This is a genomic window from Bradyrhizobium retamae, assembly GCF_001440415.1.
Lineage (GTDB): Bacteria > Pseudomonadota > Alphaproteobacteria > Rhizobiales > Xanthobacteraceae > Bradyrhizobium > Bradyrhizobium retamae.
Genome location: NZ_LLYA01000192.1, coordinates 89,083 through 110,599 on the forward strand (window position 1 = coordinate 89,083; position 21,517 = coordinate 110,599).

The 21,517-nt window shown below is 62.4% G+C and carries 19 protein-coding genes, 1 tRNA gene and 1 pseudogene; 4 read left to right on the top strand and 17 right to left on the bottom strand.

The annotated features are described in order from the left end of the window. Positions 1-41: 41 nt before the first annotated feature. The gene (locus CQ13_RS32695) at positions 42-293 is read right to left on the bottom strand and encodes a hypothetical protein (RefSeq protein ID WP_057846909.1); all 252 of its coding nucleotides are present in this window, start codon (positions 291-293) and stop codon (positions 42-44) included. Between the two features lie 651 nt (positions 294-944). Between CQ13_RS32695 and CQ13_RS32705 the strand changes: the two genes are divergently transcribed. Further along, a complete protein-coding gene (locus CQ13_RS32705; protein WP_057846911.1) occupies positions 945-1,271 on the top strand; it encodes a hypothetical protein in 327 nt (108 codons plus the stop codon). 280 nt (positions 1,272-1,551) lie between these two features. On the opposite strand, the gene CQ13_RS32710 is transcribed toward CQ13_RS32705, so the two are convergent. The 10 genes from CQ13_RS32710 to CQ13_RS32755 form a co-directional block, all read right to left on the bottom strand. Then, positions 1,552-1,627 (bottom strand) — tRNA-Lys (locus CQ13_RS32710). Positions 1,628-1,806: 179 nt separating this feature from the next. Next, the gene (locus tag CQ13_RS32715; protein ID WP_057847072.1) at positions 1,807-2,385 is read right to left on the bottom strand and encodes a Spy/CpxP family protein refolding chaperone; all 579 of its coding nucleotides are present in this window, start codon (positions 2,383-2,385) and stop codon (positions 1,807-1,809) included. A gap of 130 nt (positions 2,386-2,515) precedes the next feature. Continuing rightward, on the bottom strand, positions 2,516-3,841 hold the full coding sequence (locus CQ13_RS32720) for a TRAP transporter large permease (RefSeq protein ID WP_057846912.1): 1,326 nt from the start codon (positions 3,839-3,841) through the stop codon (positions 2,516-2,518). After that, a complete protein-coding gene (locus tag CQ13_RS32725) occupies positions 3,838-4,413 on the bottom strand; it encodes a TRAP transporter small permease (RefSeq protein WP_057847073.1) in 576 nt (191 codons plus the stop codon). The genes CQ13_RS32720 and CQ13_RS32725 overlap by 4 nt, the downstream gene beginning before the upstream one ends. 120 nt (positions 4,414-4,533) lie before the next feature. Beyond that, positions 4,534-5,535 (bottom strand): TRAP transporter substrate-binding protein, encoded by a 1,002-nt coding sequence (locus CQ13_RS32730; RefSeq protein WP_057846913.1) that lies wholly within the window; start codon positions 5,533-5,535, stop codon positions 4,534-4,536. 1,006 nt (positions 5,536-6,541) lie between these two features. Continuing rightward, complete coding sequence (locus CQ13_RS32735) at positions 6,542-7,003, bottom strand: DUF302 domain-containing protein (protein ID WP_057846914.1); 462 nt, start codon at positions 7,001-7,003, stop codon at positions 6,542-6,544. A 72-nt stretch (positions 7,004-7,075) separates the two neighbouring features. Then, positions 7,076-7,798 carry a cytochrome c biogenesis CcdA family protein gene (locus tag CQ13_RS32740; protein WP_057846915.1) on the bottom strand — a complete coding sequence of 241 codons (723 nt, stop codon included), beginning with the start codon at positions 7,796-7,798 and terminating at the stop codon, positions 7,076-7,078. Between the two features lie 51 nt (positions 7,799-7,849). Next, positions 7,850-8,242, bottom strand: coding sequence for a thioredoxin family protein (locus tag CQ13_RS32745; RefSeq protein WP_057846916.1), 393 nt, complete (start codon positions 8,240-8,242; stop codon positions 7,850-7,852). Between the two features lie 271 nt (positions 8,243-8,513). Beyond that, complete coding sequence (locus CQ13_RS32750; RefSeq protein ID WP_245309482.1) at positions 8,514-11,858, bottom strand: adenylate/guanylate cyclase domain-containing protein; 3,345 nt, start codon at positions 11,856-11,858, stop codon at positions 8,514-8,516. 158 nt (positions 11,859-12,016) lie between these two features. After that, on the bottom strand, positions 12,017-13,576 hold the full coding sequence (locus tag CQ13_RS32755) for a 2-isopropylmalate synthase (RefSeq protein ID WP_057846917.1): 1,560 nt from the start codon (positions 13,574-13,576) through the stop codon (positions 12,017-12,019). 586 nt (positions 13,577-14,162) lie between these two features. Between CQ13_RS32755 and CQ13_RS32760 the strand changes: the two genes are divergently transcribed. After that, positions 14,163-15,515, top strand: coding sequence for a CYTH and CHAD domain-containing protein (locus CQ13_RS32760; RefSeq protein WP_245309499.1), 1,353 nt, complete (start codon positions 14,163-14,165; stop codon positions 15,513-15,515). A 45-nt stretch (positions 15,516-15,560) separates the two neighbouring features. Here CQ13_RS32760 and CQ13_RS32765 read toward each other — a convergent pair whose 3' ends face one another. After that, positions 15,561-16,133 (bottom strand): bifunctional transcriptional activator/DNA repair enzyme AdaA, encoded by a 573-nt coding sequence (locus tag CQ13_RS32765; protein ID WP_057846918.1) that lies wholly within the window; start codon positions 16,131-16,133, stop codon positions 15,561-15,563. A 129-nt stretch (positions 16,134-16,262) separates the two neighbouring features. Between CQ13_RS32765 and CQ13_RS32770 the strand changes: the two genes are divergently transcribed. Together CQ13_RS32770 and CQ13_RS32775 are read left to right on the top strand one after the other, a co-directional pair. Then, positions 16,263-16,676 (top strand): nuclear transport factor 2 family protein, encoded by a 414-nt coding sequence (locus CQ13_RS32770; protein ID WP_057846919.1) that lies wholly within the window; start codon positions 16,263-16,265, stop codon positions 16,674-16,676. Between the two features lie 3 nt (positions 16,677-16,679). Further along, positions 16,680-17,150 carry a PaaI family thioesterase gene (locus tag CQ13_RS32775; RefSeq protein WP_057846920.1) on the top strand — a complete coding sequence of 157 codons (471 nt, stop codon included), beginning with the start codon at positions 16,680-16,682 and terminating at the stop codon, positions 17,148-17,150. A gap of 81 nt (positions 17,151-17,231) precedes the next feature. Here the strand turns inward: CQ13_RS32775 and CQ13_RS32780 are convergent, their stop codons facing one another. The 5 genes and pseudogenes from CQ13_RS32780 to CQ13_RS32800 form a co-directional block, all read right to left on the bottom strand. Beyond that, positions 17,232-18,146, bottom strand: a complete 915-nt coding sequence (locus CQ13_RS32780) for a polyphosphate kinase 2 family protein (protein ID WP_057846921.1) — start codon at positions 18,144-18,146, stop codon at positions 17,232-17,234. After that, positions 18,112-19,123: pseudogene (locus tag CQ13_RS32785) on the bottom strand (branched-chain amino acid ABC transporter permease). Before CQ13_RS32785 ends, CQ13_RS32780 begins: the two are co-directional and overlap by 35 nt. Further along, positions 19,120-20,001, bottom strand: a complete 882-nt coding sequence (locus CQ13_RS32790) for a branched-chain amino acid ABC transporter permease (protein ID WP_057846922.1) — start codon at positions 19,999-20,001, stop codon at positions 19,120-19,122. Before CQ13_RS32790 ends, CQ13_RS32785 begins: the two are co-directional and overlap by 4 nt. 12 nt (positions 20,002-20,013) lie before the next feature. Next, positions 20,014-20,718, bottom strand: a complete 705-nt coding sequence (locus tag CQ13_RS32795; protein WP_057846923.1) for an ABC transporter ATP-binding protein — start codon at positions 20,716-20,718, stop codon at positions 20,014-20,016. Positions 20,719-20,720: 2 nt separating this feature from the next. Then, positions 20,721-21,488, bottom strand: a complete 768-nt coding sequence (locus CQ13_RS32800) for an ABC transporter ATP-binding protein (RefSeq protein ID WP_057846924.1) — start codon at positions 21,486-21,488, stop codon at positions 20,721-20,723. Between the last annotated feature and the right edge of the window lie 29 nt (positions 21,489-21,517).

Consider the following 21,517-nt stretch of genomic DNA (forward strand, 5'->3'; position numbering starts at 1 on the left):
CTGATGTGCAGGTTCGCCCCATTTCTCAAATCGGAGCTGAATCAGTTCCACATATGGACGGCGATAAGCCAGCCCATGCGTTCGCGCGCGAATATGTTCAGCCAGTTGCCCTTGTAGGGACCGCCGCCGCCAAGTCCCCGAAGTGCCCAGCGGCCCGACGCGACCAGAGAGGCATCCTTCGCGAACACGTCACCAAGATCGACGACATAGTCGCGAAAGCCTTGCGCACGGATATCGGCGAAGAACGTGCAGATCGCCTCCGCGCCGACGACGGTCGATCGTCTGGGCGGCACGATCCGGGCGTCCGGGGGTGTAGAAGCGGGCCAGATCGGTGACCTTGCCTGAGTTGAATGTGTGAGCCCACTCATCGACGAGGGCTTGCGTCTGTTGCTGCATGATTGACGATTTCTCCCTCATCTGTGTGCGAAATCATCGGGCGCGACGGCCTGCTGCTGTGTTACGCCAAGCAGAGGCCAGAATACCCAGTCCTCAAGCGGACAGAGCGGCGTGATGGCCTCGTCCACGCCGGCTGGTCGGATGCGCACGCTATCCGTCGACGGGTAGTGGAGCACAATGCGCGTCGCTCCGAGCCGACGGGCAAAGCTCTGCGAGCCCGAGATCGTTTCGCACGCGACCAACCCGCATGCCAGTGATTACATGGTTTTCGTGGAAGCGGTAGGTCAAAGACATCATGCAACTGCGCGCAATCCGGGCTTGGCACTACACGCGACTGGTCGACGATGAGGTCCGCATCATTCAAGAGAACGGCATCTATCCAGGAACGCTGGAAACGCTGAAGCTGAGGCTCGACGCGCTGGTAGCAGCGGGATTGATAACAACAGCCGACGCAAAGGCTCTCTACGCCGCAACCCGTGCCATCATCCCGAGCAGAAACCTGGTCGGCTGGGCAAATTCTGGCTGGCATCCGATCCCATCGCGCACGTGTGCTGGCGGAATGGCTGGAGGCGCAGGCGGCGCGCGACAGCAATGGCGGTGACGGAGCATGGCGCCTGAAGCCGTGCCCCTCGCTGATGTTCATCAATGGCGCCGGCGAGCTCGACCAAAAACACGACCAGGACCTGCGCGATACCTGTGTGATGCTGCTCGATCGCGCCGGCTGCGACCTGTTGACGATATGCGACATCCCCGGGCACTCGTACCGAAGCGCGCAGACGATCGTGAAGCACTACCGCGCCCGCAATGCCGATCGTGCCGATGCCGGCATCGACCGGCTCGAATTGCAGGTGCGCAAGGAAGGGATGAAGGGCTGATCGCCGACCGGCCGAATCTCATTTCGGCCAACGCGGCCCGATCTGAGCTGGGGGCGCTCTGAGTGTAACTCCGAAGGCGGCTCGAGCACCTGGTCCAAGCACACTCGACGCGGTGCGCAGCGCTCCGCTTCTTTCTTGGCTGGTATCGACAAGAACCTTAAGAGAACTCCGTCAACTCGTCGCATGGCGTGCGACGTGCGATCACAAAAAGCGTCGCACGAGACCCGTTTTGTTCTCGGTAACACTTCCTCTAACCTATTGAAGAAGATTGCTTTCGCGATGGTGGGCGCACCAGGGCTCGAACCTGGGACCCGCTGATTAAGAGTCAGCTGCTCTACCAACTGAGCTATGCGCCCGGATATTTTAAGTCCGGCAAGACTTCGCGAGAGGGCGTCGTTTAGCAAAGCGATCCCGGGATGTCCAGCAAGCTGAGCGGAGTTTTCCCGGGCTTTGGCTGAGAGCCGGAACGGCGAAAAGCCGCTGGATTTCAGCGGCTTCTGCCCATGTTCGGATCGGGCGCCGCTCAGGGGGCGCCTCAGAGCCGTTCGGGGCCGCCCCGGTCCGGGCCGCCGTCCCTGTCATACCTGTTCCGGTCATAGTCGCGATGGCGATCGAAGTCGCGGTCCATGCCCCGGTGCTCGCGGTGCCGCCAGCCTTCCCTGCCCCCGAACCGGTCCATACGGGTCAGGACGGCAAGCCGGCGTTTCTGGCTGTCATCCAGCGTCTTGTAGAGCGGGTCGGCCGCGTCCGCGATCCTCTTCATCGCGGCTGCCGAGGCCGCCATGGTCTCGGCCCGGTCGCGCAACCGCGTCACCGGATCGTCCGGCTTCTGGCTGGAATCGTCCCGCTGCGCGGTCATCCGCGCATTGGCGCGATCGATCCTTAGCTTGGCGAACTCCCGGACCGCGGCCTCGACCGGCGGCCACAGCTTTTCCTGCTCGGCCGTCAATTTGAGGCCGGCATGCACGGCTGCGATCCGTGCGTCGGTATAGGCCGCCCTATCCTCCGGGCTCATCCGCATATGGCCGTAGCCCCAATGGCGGTGCTGGGCATAGACGGCGGTCGAGCCGGCGATGGCAAGAACCGCGACGGCGGCGATGGTGAATTTCCTCATGCGAACCTCCTTGAAAGGTTGCATGAAGATGATCCTGCGTCAGTCGGCGTTCAACTTAAGGATTGGCAAGGGAGGCTTCCCTTACCAAGATGTAATGTGACCCCGTTTGATCCACCGCAATGCGATATTGCTAGAGCATCCCCAACGCACGCGGCAGCCACAACGAGAGCTCCGGCACGTAAGTGACGACGCCGAGGAAGATCAGCATGGTCAAAAGCCATGGCCACACCGCGATCGTCAGCTCGGTGATGCCCATCTTGGCGATGCCGGAGGCGACGTAGAGGTTGAGCCCGACCGGCGGATGGCACATGCCGACTTCCATGTTGACGACCATCAGGATGCCCAGATGCACCGGATGGATGCCGAGCTTGACCGCCACCGGAAACAGGATCGGCGCCATGATCAGCACGATCGACGACGGCTCCATGAAGTTGCCGGCGAGCAGCAGCAGCACGTTGACGATAAGCAGGAAGATGATCCAGTTGACGCCGACCGAGGTGATCCAGTTTGCGATGTGCTGCGGAATGTTTTCGTTCGCCATCAGGAATGAGAACAGCACCGCATTGGTGATGATGTAGAGGATCATCGCGCTCATATTGGCCGAGCCGAGCAGCACCTTCGGCACGTCCATGAGCGACATGTCGCGATAAACGAACACCGCAATCACGAAGGCATAGACCGCGCTGATCGCCGCCGCCTCCGTCGGCGTGAAGATGCCGGCATAGATGCCGCCGAGCACGATCACGATCAGCAGCAATCCCCACATGCACTTGCGGAACGCCGTGAAGCGCTCGCTCCAGCTCGCGCGCTGCAGCCGCGGATAATCGTTTCTCCAGGCGCGGTAGAAGGTGGTCAATCCAAGCAGCGTCGCCATCATCAGGCCGGGGATGACGCCGGCCATGAACATCTGGCCCACGGACGCCGACGATACCCGCTGGCCGGCGGGATCGAGCGCGATGCTGCCGCCAGTCGCCACGCAATAGATCACCATCACGATCGACGGCGGGATCAAGATGCCGAGCGCGCCTGATGTCGCGATGACGCCGGCGCCAAAGCGTTTCGGGAATCCCTGCTTGACCATCGCCGGCAGCATGATCGCGCCGATCGCGATCACCGTCGCGGGCGAGGATCCGGACACGGCGGCGAACAGCGCACAGGCCATGACGCCGGCAAGCCCCAGGCCACCATACCAGTGTCCGACCATCGAGGTCGCAAAATCGATCATGCGTCTCGCGACCCCGCCATGGGTCAGGAAATTTCCCGCGAGGATGAAGAACGGGATGGCCATGATCTCGAAATTGTCGATGCCGGTGAACAGCTTCAGCGCCACCGACTCGGTCGGCACGTTCGTCATCGTGTAGATGACGGTGAGCACTGTCAGACCCAGCGCGATCGAGATCGGCATGCCCGTCAGCATCAGCAGGATCAGCAGTCCGAAGATGATGAAGGAGGTCATCGCGTCACCTCCGCGACGCCGGCACCGGGCGCATCGACGTCGACGCCCTCGACATGGGCATGGTCATGGTGCGGAAGTTCGCCCGTGAAGAAGTAGTGATACGCGACCTGCAGGAAGCGGAAGCACATCAGGTAGGAGCCGAGCGGAATACAGAGGTAGACGAACCAGCTCGGGATCTCGAGGTCCGGCGACACCTGGTCGGTGTGGTAAAGCCCGTAGACGAAATGCGCGCCCATGGTGCCGATGACGGCGGTGAAGAAGGCCCCGCAAAGCAGCCCGAACAGCACGATCGCGTTCTTCCAGGGCGACCTGACCTGGTTGACCACGACGTCGACGCCGACATGGATGCCGGTGCGGACGCCATAGGCGGCGCCGAACTTGGCGACCCACACGAACATGTAGATGCAGAGCTCCTGCGCCCAGGACAGGTTGATCGGGAACAGGATCGGAAACAGGAAGGGAACGCCGAGCAGATAGCGATGGCAGACGGCGAGGAAGATGATGAAGGTCGCGAGCGCCATCAGCGTCGCGATCAATATCTCCTCAAGCCGATCGAGGATGCGAAGCAGTATCAATGTCCCCCCTTCAGGTCAGGCTTTTACGACGCCTCACCTTCCTTCGCGGCCGTGTGTTGCCGAGCCCCGACATACAAGGGCTTCCGTGCCTTGGCACGGAAGCCCGACAACGTCGTTTCAGTTGGTTGCGCCCTTGGCTTCCTTCATGAACTCGTCAATCACCCCCTGGCCGACACGGCCGGCGACGTCTTTGTAGACCGACTCCATCGCCTTGCGCATGGCTGAGTCCTGCTCCGGCGTCAGCTTGATAATCTCGCTCTTGCCGGTCTTGACGATCTCGGCGAGCGCGTCGTCGTTTTCCTTCTGCGACTGGCCGTTGCCGTAGGCGGTGGCTTCCTTCATCGCCTTCTCGCACTGGGCACGGACGTCGGCCGGCAGGCCATCCCAGAACTTCTTGTTCACGACCACGATGTAGCCGATATAGCCGTGATTGGTGTTGGTGATGTACTTCTGCACCTCGTGCATCTTCTGGGTATAGATGTTCGACCAGGTGTTCTCCTGCCCGTCGACGACGCCCGTCTGCAGCGCCTGATAGACTTCCGAGAACGCCATCACCTGCGGGACCACGCCGAGGCCACGGAACTGGGCTTCCAGGACCTTCGAGGACTGGATGCGGAATTTCAGGCCGCGATAGTCGGCCGGCGAAATGAGCTTCTTGTTGGCGCTCATCTGCTTGAAGCCGTTATCCCAGTAGGCGAGACCGGTCATGCCCTTCGGCTCGAGCAGCTTGAGCAGCCTGGTACCCAGCGGTCCGTCGGTGACCTTACGCACCGTGGCGAGGTCGGGCAGGATATAGGGAAGATCGAACACCTCGAATTCCTTGACGCCGATCGGGCCGAACTTGGCGTTCGAGGGCGCCAGCATCTGGACCGCGCCGAGCTGCAGCGCCTCCAGCTCTTCCTTGTCCTTGTAGAGTTGCGAGTTCGGATAGACTTCGACCTTGACCTTGCCGTTGGTGTATTTCTCGGCCAGTTCCTTGAATTTCTCCGCCGCGAGCCCCTTCGGCGTGTTGGTCGCCACCACGTGGCTGAATTTGATCACGATCGGCGACTGCGCCGCGGCCGGTCCGATCAGAGCCAACGCCGCGATCGATGCCGCAGCCAAAATCAATTTGCGCATGTATCCTCCCAGACTTTTTGCAGAACGCGAATGAGACGTTCCGAGCTTGCATGCCAGTTGCATCAATACAGACAAGCCTGCCGAATTGCCATTGCCCGTTAGCAGGGGCCGACTGCCGGGATTGCTGCGCTGCAAAAATAATGGCTTTCCCACCCTGCTGTCATCCCCGCGAAGGCGGGGTCCAGTACGCCGCGGCTTCTCGGTTCAATCACTGCTGTCTCTGGGATACTGGTCACCCGCCGGAGCCTGTCTTCACTCCGCGAGCGCCCTTGCGCTCGTCGCTGGGCGCGCATTCGCGCGACCCGTTGGCGGGTGACGACAACGGAATATGCGTTCGCGATCTCGCGGCATATTTCGCCCGAGGCTTGCATCTTCTTTGCCCCCTTCAAACTCAGAGGGCACAGGGAAGACCGGGTGCTGGCTGCACCCGCGGTCTCGTGTGCCATTGCGCATAGCAAAAGCGCACACGAGCATACAGGTACAGCGGGAGCATCCCGGCCTTCCCTGCGCAATGGCTTTACGGCTTGCTTCGAGCTCTCCCCGGAGAACGGCTTTCTTGCCTCCGTCGTCCCCGAGAAGCTTCGCTTCTTAGGGACTTAACGCCAGCACCGCGGCGCCAGAACCACACGACTTCGCCGTACGCTTCCTGCGCCTACGTCTTGCGCATTCCGCGTCCATCGCATCTCACCGCACGTTCGTGACGATCGCGACCCGCCCCTCAAATTGGGTGAGACGGGCGGAGTTATGCCGCTGATTTGCTCTGCACGTTAAGCGAAATATTTTTGATTCTTTCTGATTCCTGGGCTTGACATGATTTCGGAAAATCAGAATTGATTTGCCCGTCCGTGCCAATTGGTCGCAGACGTGTAATTGAAATTCCGCTTGTGCACGGCGCGAAGCAGTTTGCAGATCGTACTACCAGCCGCGGGCGTGATCCGCGCAGTGTCGCCACAACCATGCACTGATGAAGATTGCGCTCCGCTAATGCGTGCGCCGGAGCCGGTATCTATTTCGTCGCCTCGTCCGTGATGTCGTTCAAAACCTTCGTAAACGCCGCATAGTTGGGCGGGGTCTCCAGTCCATGCCGCGGGTAGATTGTCTTATACAGATAGTCGGCTGAATTATAAGACAGCCATACCTTGCCCTGGTCATCCTCCCAAACAAGCGCCTTCGGAGGATTGTCGATCGCCAGCAATGGCGTCTTCGCCATTACCGGCGTGCCGAGTTTCGGATTGCCGAAGATGAGCACCGTGCGCGGGCGCATATCGATGCCGAACTTCTTTCCCGCAGCGGCGTGGTCGATCTCGGTGAACACAATGAACCCTGCGCCCTCCCTTGATTTGACGGCCGCGCCAAACCGCGAAATCGTATCCTTCACCGAATGGTTGCTCGACTTCGTAATGATACCGTCATCCGCGAAAGCGGGTGTTACAAACAGGAGTGTCAAGAAAGCGACAATGAGTCTCATCGGACTTCTCCTAACTGGGTTTCCAATTTCAGGTAACCGGCACCACCCTTTGTATGAAACTCGCCGACCGGTCTAGAACCGCGTGGTCAAATTAGTCAGCCATTCCGGCGAAACATCGACCAGGAATGCTTCGAGCGCCTTGTCCGCTCCCGAGATGACGAGCATGCCTGCGAGGAGCAGCAAAAGACCAAGCGCAGATTTCATTCCGCTACCCGCAGCCAGCAATCGGCCGCGCCAGCGCGCCATCCTTTCCCGGGAAAGCCATCCCAACCCCAGCAGTGGCAACGCCGCGCCGATGCCAAACGCGAGCATTGTCAGTGCCACCTGACCAAGATCCTTGCCCTGGGCAGCCAGCAACGACGCTGCGCCAAGCGTCGGCCCTACGCAGGGGCTCCATACGGCGCCCAGCAGGACCCCGATCCAAAACTGTCCGGCTACACCGCTTGCGCGGCTCGTTGCCAGCCTGCTGTCGGCCCAATTTCCGATCGGGCCCGCTGCAACCGCGATCTGCGCCTGTAGCCGCGGAGCGACGAGCACGATGCCGACAAGCATGATCAGCATCGCCGCGACATAGCGCAGCCGGTCGGCATCCAATCCGATCGAGTGGCCCGCCGTCGCCAGAAATAACCCGATGCCGGCAAACGAGAGGCACAACCCTGCAGCAAGCGCCAAAGGTCCGTGACGATGGCTCGATGCCGCGGTAGCCAGCACGATTGGAAGTATCGGGAGCACGCAAGGTGAAAGGATCGAGAGAATTCCTGCGAGAAACGCCAGAACTGCACCGCCGATCGTCATCGCCGCTTCCCCATCTCCAAGTCACCTTTGCCGGCACGCTCGACGACGAAGTCAGACGGCTTTTCCGACCATGGCGAAGATCGAATCCCGCTTGGTGTCGCCGACCGAGCGGGCCGCTTCCTTGTCGCCCTTGAAGGCAATCAGCGTCGATTGCGCACGGACGCCGAACCGCTTGAGCAGATCCTTCTGGCTATCGAAATCGATGACGAAGTAGACGAGATCCTTAAACCTTGGATCGGCCCTCAGATCGCTCAGGATCGGGGCCTGCGCTTTGCAAGTCGGGCACCATGGCGCATAAACCGCAATCAGAATTGGCTTGCCGGCTTTCTGGGCCGCGGCGAAGGCCTTGGCATCGAACGCATGCGCGTCACCTGCGAACGCCGGCGAAGCAGCGAGCGTTCCGGCAGCAAACACGGCTCCAAGAATGAATCGGCGGGTCAGCATGGTATTCTCCTTGTTGATCTGGATGAGTTTCGTTTCGGAGGCCGCAGATGTTACTTGTGCGCTGCAGCAGCCTGCGCTTTGCAGGGCTTCCCGACTGGAGGTCCGAGCCAACCGCGGCAAAGGTTACCGGCCTGGCGGAAAATTCTTATCTGTCGTCGCCGGATGGGCCGGTGTATCCAGACCGGGCATCGGGTCAGGAGAACGAGCCTTCAGGATGCCGGCGGCGCGTGCGGTCATCGAACGGTCCTGATGGATGGATACCACGGGAGCGTTACCGGAGCGCATCAAGCAGCGCCCTGGCCTCCCGCAGATCGGCAGTATCAAAACCTTCCGTGAACCAGCCATAGACCGGCGCGAGGAGATCATGGGACTGCTGCGGCTTGCCCTGATCACGCCATAGCCGGGCCAAGCTGGCGGTAGCGCGCAGCTCCAGGGACTTGGCGCTCTGGCGCCTCGCCACGTCAAGCGCACGCCGAAAGCACGCTTCTGCTTCGGTCCCGTCGCCGCCTCGCCTCGCCACCGTCAGTTCCCCCATCAAGCGATAGATTTCCGCCTCCCATCGCCGCTCGCCTGTCTCCTCGACAACGGCCGCAGCTTCGGCCAGCGCAGTCAATCCTTGTTCGATTTCTCCGGCCCACGCCGAAGCTTCCGCCAGCAGCGCGAGATAAAAGGGCCGACGGATGCGCACACCCGTCGGCTGGACGGCCGCGAGACCATCGCGGACCTCCGAGATCCCTTCCGCTGCCTGTCCGCGTTCCGCGATCGCCCAGCCCCGCAAGATTCTCCCAGCCGCCTCCAGGTGCGGTGCGATGCCGTGCTCGGCGCACACCGCGATCGCGGCTTCCGCTTGTTCCCGGGCCGGCTCGGCTTCCCGCCGATGCTGGTAGATCATCGCTGCGAACACCAGGGCGAGAACAAGGCTAAAAGGATGCGACAGCTCCCGCGCCATGCTCACCGCTTCGCGCGCAGCGGCGAGCGCCTGCTCGGGGAAGCCAAGCGGCCACAGCGCGGCAGCCTCGGTGTATCGGTAGCAGACAGCCGCGTCGTGGCTGCCATAGAGGAACTTATGGGCACGGTATGCGTCCGGCCGATAGAGCGCCAATCCGGCCTCGAGATGCGCCCTGCACGCGGTCAGATCCGGGAGATTGAGAAGGGTTGTCCATGCGGCATGATGCGCCTGCAGGAGGAGCGCCGGATCTGTGCTCTGCCGCGCGAGTGCGAACAGCTCGTCCAGCAGATCGCGAGCCGTCTTAAACTCGCAGCGTTGCTGGTAAACGAGCCACAACCCCCAGCTCACGGCAAAGAGCTGCGCCACATCGCCGGCTTGCCGGCATAGGTCACGGGCACGCAGGTAGGCCTGCTCCACTTCCGGTGCCGACCAGCTCTTGGTGCTGATCAGCACCGGCGCAAGCACGAGCTGCAGGTCGAGTTCGCGGCGGGCGCGTTCCGCAGGCTCAGCGACCCGATCGACGAGCATCAGCCCCTTGCGGAGATGGGCGATCGCCTCCGCGTGTGCCGACCGCTCGGCCGCGCGCTGGCCGGCCTTGCGCCAGTAGGCCACAGCATTTTCCGTGAGGTCAGCCTCGGTGAAATGGTGCGCCAGGACCTCCGGCTGGGTAGCCGCGATGTCCGGAAACTTCTCCTCGAGGGCCCGTGCGATCCGCGCGTGCAGCGGTTGCCGCTTGCCGCGCAGCAGTGTGCCGTATGCGGTGTCCTGAACGAGTGCGTGCTTGAAACTGTAGACCGATGAGCCACGACGAAAAATCAACTGTGACGCGGCGAGCTGGTCGAGGGCGGACTGCAAAGGTGCGTCCGGCACTGGCGACACGGCGCGTATCAAATCGTCGGAGAATTCCCGGCCAATGGCGGCGCCGGTCTGGGCAATTTCTTTGGCTTCCGGACTGAGACGGTCGAGACGGGCCAGGAGCGAGGCGTGCAGGGTAGCCGGGACGGCGAGTACACCCGGCGAGGTTCGCGAAAGCACGGCCTTGGCGTCCCCTTCGGCTCCCGCTTCAAGCACAGCCTTGGTCAGTTCCTCCACGAACAGCGGCACGCCGTCCGTGCGGTCGATGATCTCGTGGACGACCGCGCCGGGCAGTACTTTGTCGCCAACCACCCGCTGTACGAGGGCTGCGGTGTCACGCCGGTTCAAGCGACCGAGCGCCAGCATCGTGACGTGCGGCTGGCCGATCCACGGTGGCAAGAACTCCGGTCGGAAGGTGAGGAGTAGCAACACCGGCAGTTGCTGCACGCGATCGACCGCCACTTGCAGGAGCTCGAGCGAGGTCGGGTCGATCCAGTGCACATCTTCGAAGACCCACAGCACGGGATTGCGCCGAGACAGGTCCTCCACTTGCCGGAGCAGCGCCTGAAGCGTGCGCTCCTTCTTCGCAGGCGGACTGAGCGATACCGGGCAATAGCGGTCGGAGGGCAATGATAGCAGCTCGGCCAATAGCGGCATATATTCGGCAGCGGTCGCTGAGGCCGTCAACAGCGCCTCGATTTTGTCGAGCCTGACCGCCGGTGGGTCGTCCCTGGTGAACCCGGCCGCCCGCTCCAGTTGCCTGATGACGGGGTACAGCGCGCTGCCCTGGTGGTGCGGCGAGCAGAAGCAGCGCAAGCGCGAGTACCGTTCGGCTTGCAGCTTCTCATGGAGGGCCGCCACCAGTCGCGATTTCCCGACCCCGGGCTCCGCTGAGAGCAGCACCACCTGCCCCTCCCCAGAGGTCACGCGCTGCCACCGGCGCAGCAGCAGTTCGAGCTCTTCCTCGCGGCCGACCAGCGGGGTCAGGCCGGCCGAATGGAAGGCTTCAAACCGGCTCTCGACGGCGCTGGACCGGAGCACCTGATAGGCTTGGACCGGCTGCGGAAAGCCTTTCATCGCGACCGTTCCGAGATCGCGGTACTCGAAAAGATCGCCCAGGAGGTGACGCGTCATGGGACCCACGACGATGGTGTTCGGCTCGCCAACGGCCTGCAGGCGCGCCGCGAGATTGGGCGTCTCACCCACCACGGCGCGTTCCAGTGCCTCGCCCGAGCCAATGAGGTCACCGACCACGACCAGCCCCGTCCCGATGCCGATGCGGACCCGAAGACGCTCGGATGTTTGCAGTTGGTCGACGGCGTCGATGAGCGCCAAACCGGCGCGCACCGCTCGCTCGGCGTCATCCTCGTGCGCCTGGGGGTAGCCGAAATAAAGCAGTGCGCCGTCGCCCATATACTTGGCGACGAAGCCGTCGAAGCGCGATACCGTCTCGGCGACGCAGCGGTGATAGGCGCCAATCACCTCTCGCAGGTCCTCGGGGTCAAGAGCAGCCGATAGCGCGGTCGAGCCGACGAGATCGCAGATCATCACCGTGAGCTGCCGCCGTTCGGCCGAAGAGACGGCGCTCAAGCTTGGTGCCGGCGCGGCACTCGAGTCTCCGGATGCTGAGGGCTTTGGCAGGCAAGCGGCCGCTTTTAATAGCTTCTTGCGCTGACCAAGCGAGAGACCGAGCTTCTCCAGGTCCGCCTCACTCAGCTCAGGCAGGATCTTGAGATCGACATCGTTCATCCGCAACGCGGGTGCGAGTTGCACCAGGCCAAGCGGCACCAGCCAGCGCTCCAGCTCGTCCACGGCCTTTCTCCTGGCTGGTGTGGACTCTACCAGATCGAGCGTGTGCCCCAAAGTAACTTTGCCGGCTGCAGGGGCTCCGAAAGAAGCCCGCTCGGCCAGGCCGATAGTTCCGGGGCCGGTCTTTTGGACCGTCCCGGAATGACGGAGGTGTGGAGCGATCAGCCCGCCACGGCCGCCGGCATGTCTCGCTGGCGCTTCATGACGATCTTATTGAGTGCGCCGAGATAGGCTTTTGCCGATGCTACCAACGTGTCTGGATCCGCCGCACGCGCCGTCATCGAGCGGCCCTCGTGCGAGAGCCGCACCGAGACTTCGGCCTGGGCGTCGGTGCCTTCGGTGACGGCGTGGACCTGGTACAGTTCCAGCTTTGCTTCGTGCGGCACCAGCGCCTTGATGCAGTTGAACACCGCATCGACCGGGCCGTTGCCTTCGGCTTCCTCGATCCTGGTCTGGCCTTCGACGTCGAGCTTCATGGTGGCGCGCTGCGGACCATGGGTGCCGGCGATGACCGTCAGCGAGGTGAGCTTGATGCGATCATGCGAGGCCGCCATTTCTTCATCGACCAGCGCCTCGATGTCTTCGTCGTAGATGTCCTTCTTGCGGTCGGCCAGCGCCTTCATCCGCGCAAAGGCATCTTCGAGCTGGTTCGGGCCGAGCTTGTAGCCCATCTCTTCCAGCTTGTGGACAAATGCATGACGTCCGGAATGCTTGCCGAGCACCAGCGAGGACTGCTTCAGGCCGACCATCTCGGGCCGCATGATCTCGTAGGTGGAGGCGTCCTTCAGCACGCCGTCCTGGTGGATGCCGCTTTCGTGCGCGAACGCATTGCGGCCAACGATCGCCTTGTTGTACTGCACCGGGAACGAGGTCGCCGCCGAGACCAGTTTCGAGGCGCGCGTCAATTGCGTGGTGTCGATTTTGTTCCACCACGGAAACTTGTCGTTGCGCACGTTGATCGCCATCACGATCTCTTCGAGCGCAGCGTTGCCCGCGCGCTCGCCGATGCCGTTGACAGTGCATTCGACCTGCCGCGCGCCGCCGGCGATGCCGGCCAGCGAGTTCGCCACCGCCATGCCGAGGTCGTTATGGCAGTGAACGGAGAAGATCGCCTTGTCGGAGTTCGGCACCCGCTCGATCAGCGTCTTCATGAAGTGGGTGTATTCCTCCGGCACGGTGTAGCCGACGGTGTCAGGGATATTGACCGTGGTGGCGCCAGCCTTGATGACGGCTTCGACGATGCGGCAGAGGAAATCCATCTCGCTGCGGGTGCCGTCCTCGGCCGACCATTCGACGTCGTCGATCTGGTTGCGGGCGCGGCTGACGTTGGCGATCGAGAGCTCGACCACCTGCTCCGGCGTCATGTTCAATTTCACCCGCATATGCAACGGCGAGGTCGCGATCACGGTGTGGACGCGGCCGCGCTTTGCGAACTTCACCGCTTCGGCGCAGCGGTCGATATCCTTGGGATGCGCGCGCGACAGGCCGGCGATCACGGCGTTCTTGGAGCGGCGGGCAATCTCGCTGACCGCCTGGAAATCGCCTTCCGAGGTGATCGGGAAACCCGCCTCGATGACGTCGACACCCATGTCGTCGAGCATCTCGGCGACCTCGAGCTTTTCCTCGAACGTCATGGTCGCGCCCGGGCACTGCTCGCCATCGCGCAATGTGGTGTCGAAAATAACGACGCGGTCCTTCTCGGACTTATTCGCTGATGTCATATGCTGAATTCCTTTGGGTCGTAGCGCCATCTTTCATGGACGCTGAAGGGTCTGGTGATCTCGCTCAAAACCCCTGAGTGCCCAGGCGCAAACGCCCAGACGGCCCTCAGGGGCCGATAAGAAGCAGAAGCCCGCCAAGAAGCAGGGTGAGCGCGGACGCAGCCGGAAGCGCAGGGGCAGCCTTGGCCGCTCCACCCCGAACCCCGTACCTTTCGCTGCGAATCAGCATTGCCAGACCCTTAGGACGCTCAAATCTCGGCCAAAACCATTGACGGTTCGTTGCCGGGAAGGCGTTCCGGGGCTGTTCTAGACGAGAATTGCCGCCCGCCGCAATGCCAAAAGAGGGTCAGAAAGGGTGACCTAACGGCCAAGCATCTGGAAGCGCTTTCCTGCGTTACCACCCGGTAGCGTCGGGTGAGTACCAAATGGGCGTTGAGACTGAAATTAAATTCCAGATGCCGCAGCGCAATCTCGGGGCATCTTCCAGATTGACGGTGCGCGGCTGCAAAATCGCAAGCGCTCGGAGAGCGATCTGCTGTCGACCTACTTCGACACTCCGAAGCAGAAGCTGAAGCGGCATGGACTTCTGCTCCGGATAAGGCGAGCGAACGGCAAGCACGTTCAAACGATCAAGAAGACGTCCGGCGTTCGGTTCAGCCGCGGCGAGTGGGAAACCGAAATAGGAGGTCGTAGCCCCGACCTCGGCAAGGCGAACGGCACTCCACTTCAGGAGCTTGCCTCGAAGAAGCTGCGGCGCAAGCTGATGCCGATCTTTGAGACCTCGGTGCATCGCATCACCTTGCCGGTCCGCACCAAACGGAGCGAATTGGAACTGGCCATCGATCGCGGCAGAATCATCGCGGCAAGGCATGCAAGGCACATCGAGGAGATCGAACTCGAATTGAAAAGCGGACCGACAACGGATCTGTTTCGCGTCGCGAAAGCTCTGGAGCGAAAGCTGGCGGCCGAGCTCTGTTTGAAAGCGAAGGCAGATCGGGGGTACGACCTCGTCAATGGCAACAGCACTCAAGCTGTCTTTGCCGAGCCGATCGAACTTGACAAGCGGATGAGCGCAATCGAGGGTTTCCAGGCCATCGCCCGCTCCGCCCTTCATCATTTTTCCGGAAACGCCGACGCTGTCCGTAACCTTGATCCGGAAGGCGTGCATCAGATGCGGGTCGGCCCGCGCCGGATGCGCGCGGCCATCTCGCTGTTTTCGAAAGCGCTGCCCAACGCGAAGACCGAAAAGATCAAGACAGAACTCAGGTGGCTGACAAACGAACTTGCGCCCGCCCGCGAGCTCTACGTCTTCCTGGAGGAGAAGATTGGCCCTGTCGCTCGCGAAATAGTGCCTCGGCGGGGCGGCAAAGCCATCGCGAAGCAATTTGCCGATAAACGCGCTGAGGCGCTCGAGCAAGCCAGGAAGGCTGTCAATTCGCCGCGATGTCGCGCGCTGCTCGTCGATGTGCTCGAGTGGATCGAGGCGCAGCACGGCCGCACAAACGGCGCCAACAGCGACCTTGGCGAATTTGCCGCAGAGCTGCTGGATGGGCGCCTCCGGAAAGCACAGAAGGACGGCGGAAAGCTGCAAGCGATGACGGTCGACGAGCGGCACAAGTTCCGGATCAGGATGAAGAAGATCAGGTACGCAGCCGAGTTCTTCGAAAGCCTTTTCCGCAGCAAGCGCGAGCGAAAGATACTCGCGCGCCTATCAAAACATTCGAAGAAGATTCAAGATGCCTTGGGCTCGCTCAACGATTTCATGGCGGACCGAAAAATGGCGGCAGAGGCCGCGTTCCAGGCTCCGCCGCAAGACGGGCGCGCCCGCGCCTTTGCATCAGGCATTATCGTTGGCCGCGAGGATGAGCAGGCAAGGCCTCTCCTGAAAGCGGCTGCGAAGGAAGTGCGTGCGCTTCGCCATCTTTCCGGACTTGGCTGATGCTATCGCCGCACGTATTCGGGCTGCCCCGCTCGCGATCCCTAGTCAGTCTCGCCGCCTGCGCGCTGTGGCGCGCACGCTCGATGGCGAGCGACCATAGAGTTCGGCGAACGCGGCGTTGAAGCGGCGGACGCTGCCGAAGCCCGCGCAGAAGGCGATCTCAATCATCGTGTCGTCGGTGGTGTCGAGCAGCCGCTTGGCGCACTGGATGCGGCGGGTATTCGCGACCTGCTGCGGGCTCGCCCCGAGATGGCGTTCAAACAGGCGGGCGAGATGGCGCGAGGTAATCCCAAGCTTCTCCGCCAACTCCGCGACCGATCCGCGCTCCAGCGCGCCGCTATCGATCAGTTTCAACGCGCGCGCCACGGTGGAGCGTGTGCCGTTCCAGGCCGGGCAGAACGGTGCGGTTTCGGGGCGGCAGCGCAGGCAGGGCCGATATCCCGCCGCCTCGGCCGCCGCTGCCGTCGGATAATAGGTGACGTTGCGCGTCAACGGGTGCTTCACCGGGCAGACCGGGCGGCAATAAACCCGCGTGGTCCGCACCGCCGTGAAGAAACGGCCGTCGTAGCGTGCGTCGCGCCGCAGCCGCGCGGCGTTGCAGGCCTCAAAGCTGAGCATGCTCGAATTCTAGCGCATCGCGCGGCGGAGGAAAGCGGGCGCGGATGATGAGGTCCGATTCCGGCCAGCGATAACGGCCGGATTGTCCTAGATCGGCGGCGATCGAACTCACTACACGGAAGGCAAGAAATGGATAACGCGACAGCCAAAGTCCTCAACGCCTGGAAGACATTCTCCACGCGTGACGCCGGCCTGATCGCATCGCTCTTCACGCCGGACGCTGAATGGATTGCGCCTCGCTGCAATGCGACGGCGGTGGCGCTTGCGCATACCGATCACATGATCGGCCCCGACCAGATCGCCCGCTTTATCGCCTCCGAGATGCATTGCCTGTTCTCCGCGATCGACATCTCGTTCCGCGCTGTCCATGTGGACGGTGACGCGGTGATCATTGAAGAGCGGATGCGCGCGACACTCCCCGAAGGACGGCCGTACGACAACGACTATTGCTTCGTCTTTGTCGTCGCAGGCGATCGCATCAAGCAGGTTCGCGAGTACATGGACACGCGAAAGGGCTGGCAAATGATTTTCGGGGAAGGATAAATCATGACCACCAGGACCTACGGGACGGTTAGTCCCGAGCAACGGAAGACGATGAGCGGGCTGGAGTTCGTCAAGGGCCTTGCCAGCGGAGTGCTGCCCCTCAACACAATCGCACAGACCTTGGGCTATGACGTGGTGGAGGCCGAAAGCGGTCGCGTCGTCATCACGCTGGATCCAACAGGCGCTCATCTCAATCCATCCGGCACGGTGCATGGCGGCCTCACGGCGACACTTCTCGATAGTTGCATGGGCCTGGCCATCCAGTCGATGCTCGAAAAAGGCATCGGCAGCACGACCCTCGAGTTCAAGATTTCGCTGGTCCGGGCCATCACGCTGGAGACGGGCCAAATCAGGGCCGAGGGCAACGTGCTCAACTGCGGCCGTCGTGTCGGCACGGCTGAAGGCTGCGTCACCGACGTCAAAGGCCGATTGCTCGCGCACGGCACGACGACGTGCCTCATCTTCTCAAGTTGACGCTGTCACGCCCGTTTCGGGCGGTGGGCAAAAGCCCAGCTTGCCACCATTCCGCCCGAGCAAGCGCGCCTTTTGTCCACCCTACTTCGCTTTCTCTTCATTCAGCAGCGCCTCACGCACCTTTGCGAACTCGCTGCGGTCGGCCTTGTCGACCTTTGGAAAATGCAGATCGAGTCTGTCGAGCGCGCTAACGATCGTCGAGCCGATCACCACGCGGGCGAACCATTTGTGGTCGGCGGGAACGACGATCCAGGGCGCCGCATGCGAGGCGGTGTGGCGGATCATATCCTGGTAGGCGGCCTGGTATTTCGCCCACAGCGCGCGCTCGCCGATATCGGCCATCGAGAACTTCCAGTTCTTGGCAGGCTCTTCCAGCCGTTCGAGGAAGCGTTCGCGCTGCTCTTCCTTCGATACGTTCAGGAAAAACTTCAGGATCACGGTGCCGTTGCGCGCCAGGTAGCGCTCCATCGCTGAGATGTCTTCGAAGCGCTCCTTCCAGATGTTTTTGGTTACGAGTTGCGGCGGCAACTTCTGCCTGTCGAGAATTTCCTGGTGCACCCGCACCACCAGGCATTCTTCATAATAAGAGCGGTTGAAGATGCCGATCCGGCCGCGCTCCGGCAACGCGACCATGCTGCGCCACAGGAAATCGTGGTCGAGTTCCGTGGCCGATGGCTGCTTGAACGAAGTGACCTCGCAGCCCTGCGGGTTGACGCCCTCGAACACGCTCTTGATCGCACTGTCCTTGCCGGCGGCGTCCATGCCCTGGAAGATCAGCAGCAGCGACCAGCGGTCCTGGGCGTAGAGTTTTTCCTGGAAATCGTTCAGTCGCTTACGATTGGCCTCGATGATCCTGGTCGCCCCTTCCTTGTCGAGACCGCCCTTCTCATCGGTCTTGTGCGACTTGAGATGAAATTCGCCCGTTCCGTCGTGGCGGAACGGGACGACATAGGTTTTTAGTTCATCTGCCAGCGATGGCTGCGGCTTCTTGCTCATGTGGTCTTGGGCTTCTTCGGTTGCGCCTTCAGTTTGTCAAGGACGCTACCAAGAATGCCCTTGGGCAGGAAGATGATGAAGACCACCAGCAAAACTCCGTAGACCAGGTTGTCCCAGCCGACCGCCTTGGTACCGAAGCCGATCCGCAGCCCTTCCGCGAGCAGGATGGTGATGATGGCGCCGATCGTCGGTCCGAGCGAGACATAGAGCCCGCCGACGATGACGGCGAACACCATCTGCAGGGACACCGCAATACCGCTGACCGTGTCCGGCGAGATGAACATCTGGTACTGGCAGTACAGCGCGCCGGCGAGCGCGGTCATCAAGGCGGAGATCAGCGTGATCTTGAGCTTTTCGGCTGTCACGTTGACGCCGGCCGCAGCCGCCGCATCCTCGTCCTCCGAGATCGCTTCCATGGCGTAGCGGCTCATGCTGCGGTCGACCCAGCGCCAGATCAGAAGGCCCACCACCCAGACGCCGAGCGCGATCAGATACCACGTCGTCTTGTCGTCGAACTGCAGCGCCAGCAGCCCCTGGCCGCTGGGCGCGCGGTTCGGCGTGTAGCCGAGCGAACCGCCGGTGTAATCACGCGTCGCGGTGATGACCTGCAGCACGATGCCGGACAGCGCCAGCGTCACCAGCACGAAATAGTGCCCGGTGATGCGGAAGCGAAAGCAGGGATAGGCGACCACCAGCGCCAGCAAGCCCGCCGCCACCATGCTGAGCGGAATGCCGATCCAGGGTGTGATGTCGAGGTGGTTCCACAACAGCGCCGTGACATAGGCGCCGACGCCCATGAAGCCGCCATGGCCAAGCGACACCAACCCGAAGCGGCCCATGATCGACCACGAAGTGTAGGCGAACGACCAGATCAGCATCAGCACCAGGATGTGCAGGTGATAAGGCTCACGATAGACGAAAGGCAGCGCGATCAGCGCAGCTAGTCCAACGGCCCAGGCGGCATAGCGGGAATTCACGAGCGCCTCGCCAAAAGGCCCGCGGGCCGGATGAACATCATGACGATGAAGAAGGCAAAAGCCAGCACGTAACCCCATTCGAGGTCGGAGTACAGGCCGCCCAGCGAAATGATCTGGGCGAACACGAACGCCGCAATGAAACCGCCGACGAAATTGCCGAGCCCGCCGAGCACGCAAATCAAGAACGTGATCGGCCCAAACGACAGCCCGACGAACGGATGCACGTCATACTGCAGCACCAGTAGGCAGGCGGCGAGGCCGGCGAGCGCGCCGCCGAGCGCCGAGGTGATGAGATAGATGCGCTTGGTATCGACCCCCATCAGCGACATGATCTGGCGGTCCTGCGCAACGGCGCGGATCGCCGTGCCGGTATAGGTGCGCTTCATGAAGAAGTAGATCGCCAGCATGCCGAGCAAGGCGGCGACGAAGGCGAGCAGCCGCGAATAGCTGAAATGCATGTCGCCGATCGCCAGCACCGGCAGGCGAATGCCGAGATTGCGGAAGTCGATGCCGAAAGCGACGGTGGCAAAGCTCTGCAGGATGAACAGCACGCCGCCCGTCGCGAGCAACTGGTTGATCGGCGGCGCGGTGAGCAGCGGCGCGATGACGATGTAGTGCAGTGCCGCGCCCAAGGCCGCGACCTGCAGGATCGCGATCGGCGCCGCAGCCCAGTACGGCAGGCCGAACACCTGGACCATGTAGTACATGCCGTACATGCCGATCATGACCAGCTCGGCGTAGCAGATCCATGTGACGTCGATGACGCCGAAGATCAGATTGAGCCCGAGCGCCAAGAGCGCCAGCACGCCGCCGAGCAGGATGCCGTTGACCACGGCTTCCAGCAGGTAGATGTCGAAGGTATCGAGGAATGCCTGCATGCTCGCTTTGCCCTAAACGCCCAAATATGCCTGCTTGATCGTGTCGTTCTTCATCATCTCTTCCGACGTGCCGGACGCGCGGATGGTGCCGGCCTCCAGCAGGTACGCGCGATCGACCACCTTCAGCACCTGCTGCACGTTCTGCTCGACGATCAGAACCGTCAGCCCGCCAGAGCGAATTCGCTTCACCAGCTCGAACACCTGCTGCACCACGACAGGCGCAAGCCCCGCCGAGGGCTCGTCGAGCAGGAGCAATTTCGGATCCGACATCAGCGCGCGGCCGATCGCGCACATCTGCTGCTCGCCGCCCGACAGCGTGCCGGCCATCTGGCTGCGCCGCTCCTTCATGCGCGGAAACAGGTCGAACACGAATTCGAGCCGCTCGGCGTATTTGGCGCGCGCGCCCGGCATGTAGGCGCCCATCTTCAGATTGTCGTCGACGGTAAGCCGCGGAAAGAGCCGGCGGTTCTCCGGCACGTGCGCAATGCCAAGGTCGACGATGCGATGCGCCGGCGTCGCCACGACGTCGCGGCCTTCCATCGTGATCGAACCTTCGGTGGGGCGGATCAGGCCCGAGATCACGCGCATCAGCGTGGTCTTGCCGGCGCCGTTCGGGCCGATCACGCCAACCGCCTCGCCAGCCCTGACCTCGAGATTGATGCCGAACAGCGCCTGGAAGCTGCCGTAACCCGCGTCGAGCGATCTGAGTTCGAGCATACTTACACCCCTGCCCGACGACGCGCTTCCGCCGCCGCGGCCTGGCTCGAATCCGCATCCGTCCCGAGATAGACCTCGATCACCCTTGGGTCGCTCGCCACCGCGCTCGGCAGGCCTTCCGAAATCTTCTCGCCGTGATCGAGCACCATCACGCGATCGACCACCCGCATCAACACGCCCATGATGTGCTCGACCCAGATGATGGTGATGCCGAGCTCGTCGCGGATCTTGCGCAGCATGTCGGCGGCCTGATCCATCTCGTGCTCGTCGAGCCCGCCGAGGCTTTCGTCGGCGAGCAGAAGTTTCGGCCCGGTGGCGAGCGCCTTGGCGAGTTCGAGTTTTTTCAGGCCGGCGGCACCTAAGCCATCGACGCCGGCGTGGCGGTTGGTCGGCAGGCCAACCATGGCCAGCGCGCGTTCGGCGGCCTCATCCGCGCGGGCGCGGCTGTGGCTGCCCTGGCCGTAATAGCCTGCGAGCGCCACATTCTCGAATATTGTGAGCCGGTGAAACGGCCGCGGGATCTGGAAGGTGCGGCCGATGCCGCCGTTGATGATGCGGTGCGGCGCCTTGCCCGCGATCTCCGTTCCGTTGAACAGAATCGATCCTGCCGTCGGGATCAGCGTGCCCGACAGCATGTTGAAGATCGTGCTCTTGCCGGAGCCATTCGGGCCGATCAGGCCGAGAATCTCGCCCTGCTCGACCCGGAACGACACGTTGTTAACAGCGGTGAAGCCGCCGAAGCGTTTCACCAATCCGTCTACCGTCAGCACTCCAGAACCTCCGCTTAGCCGTTTGCCCG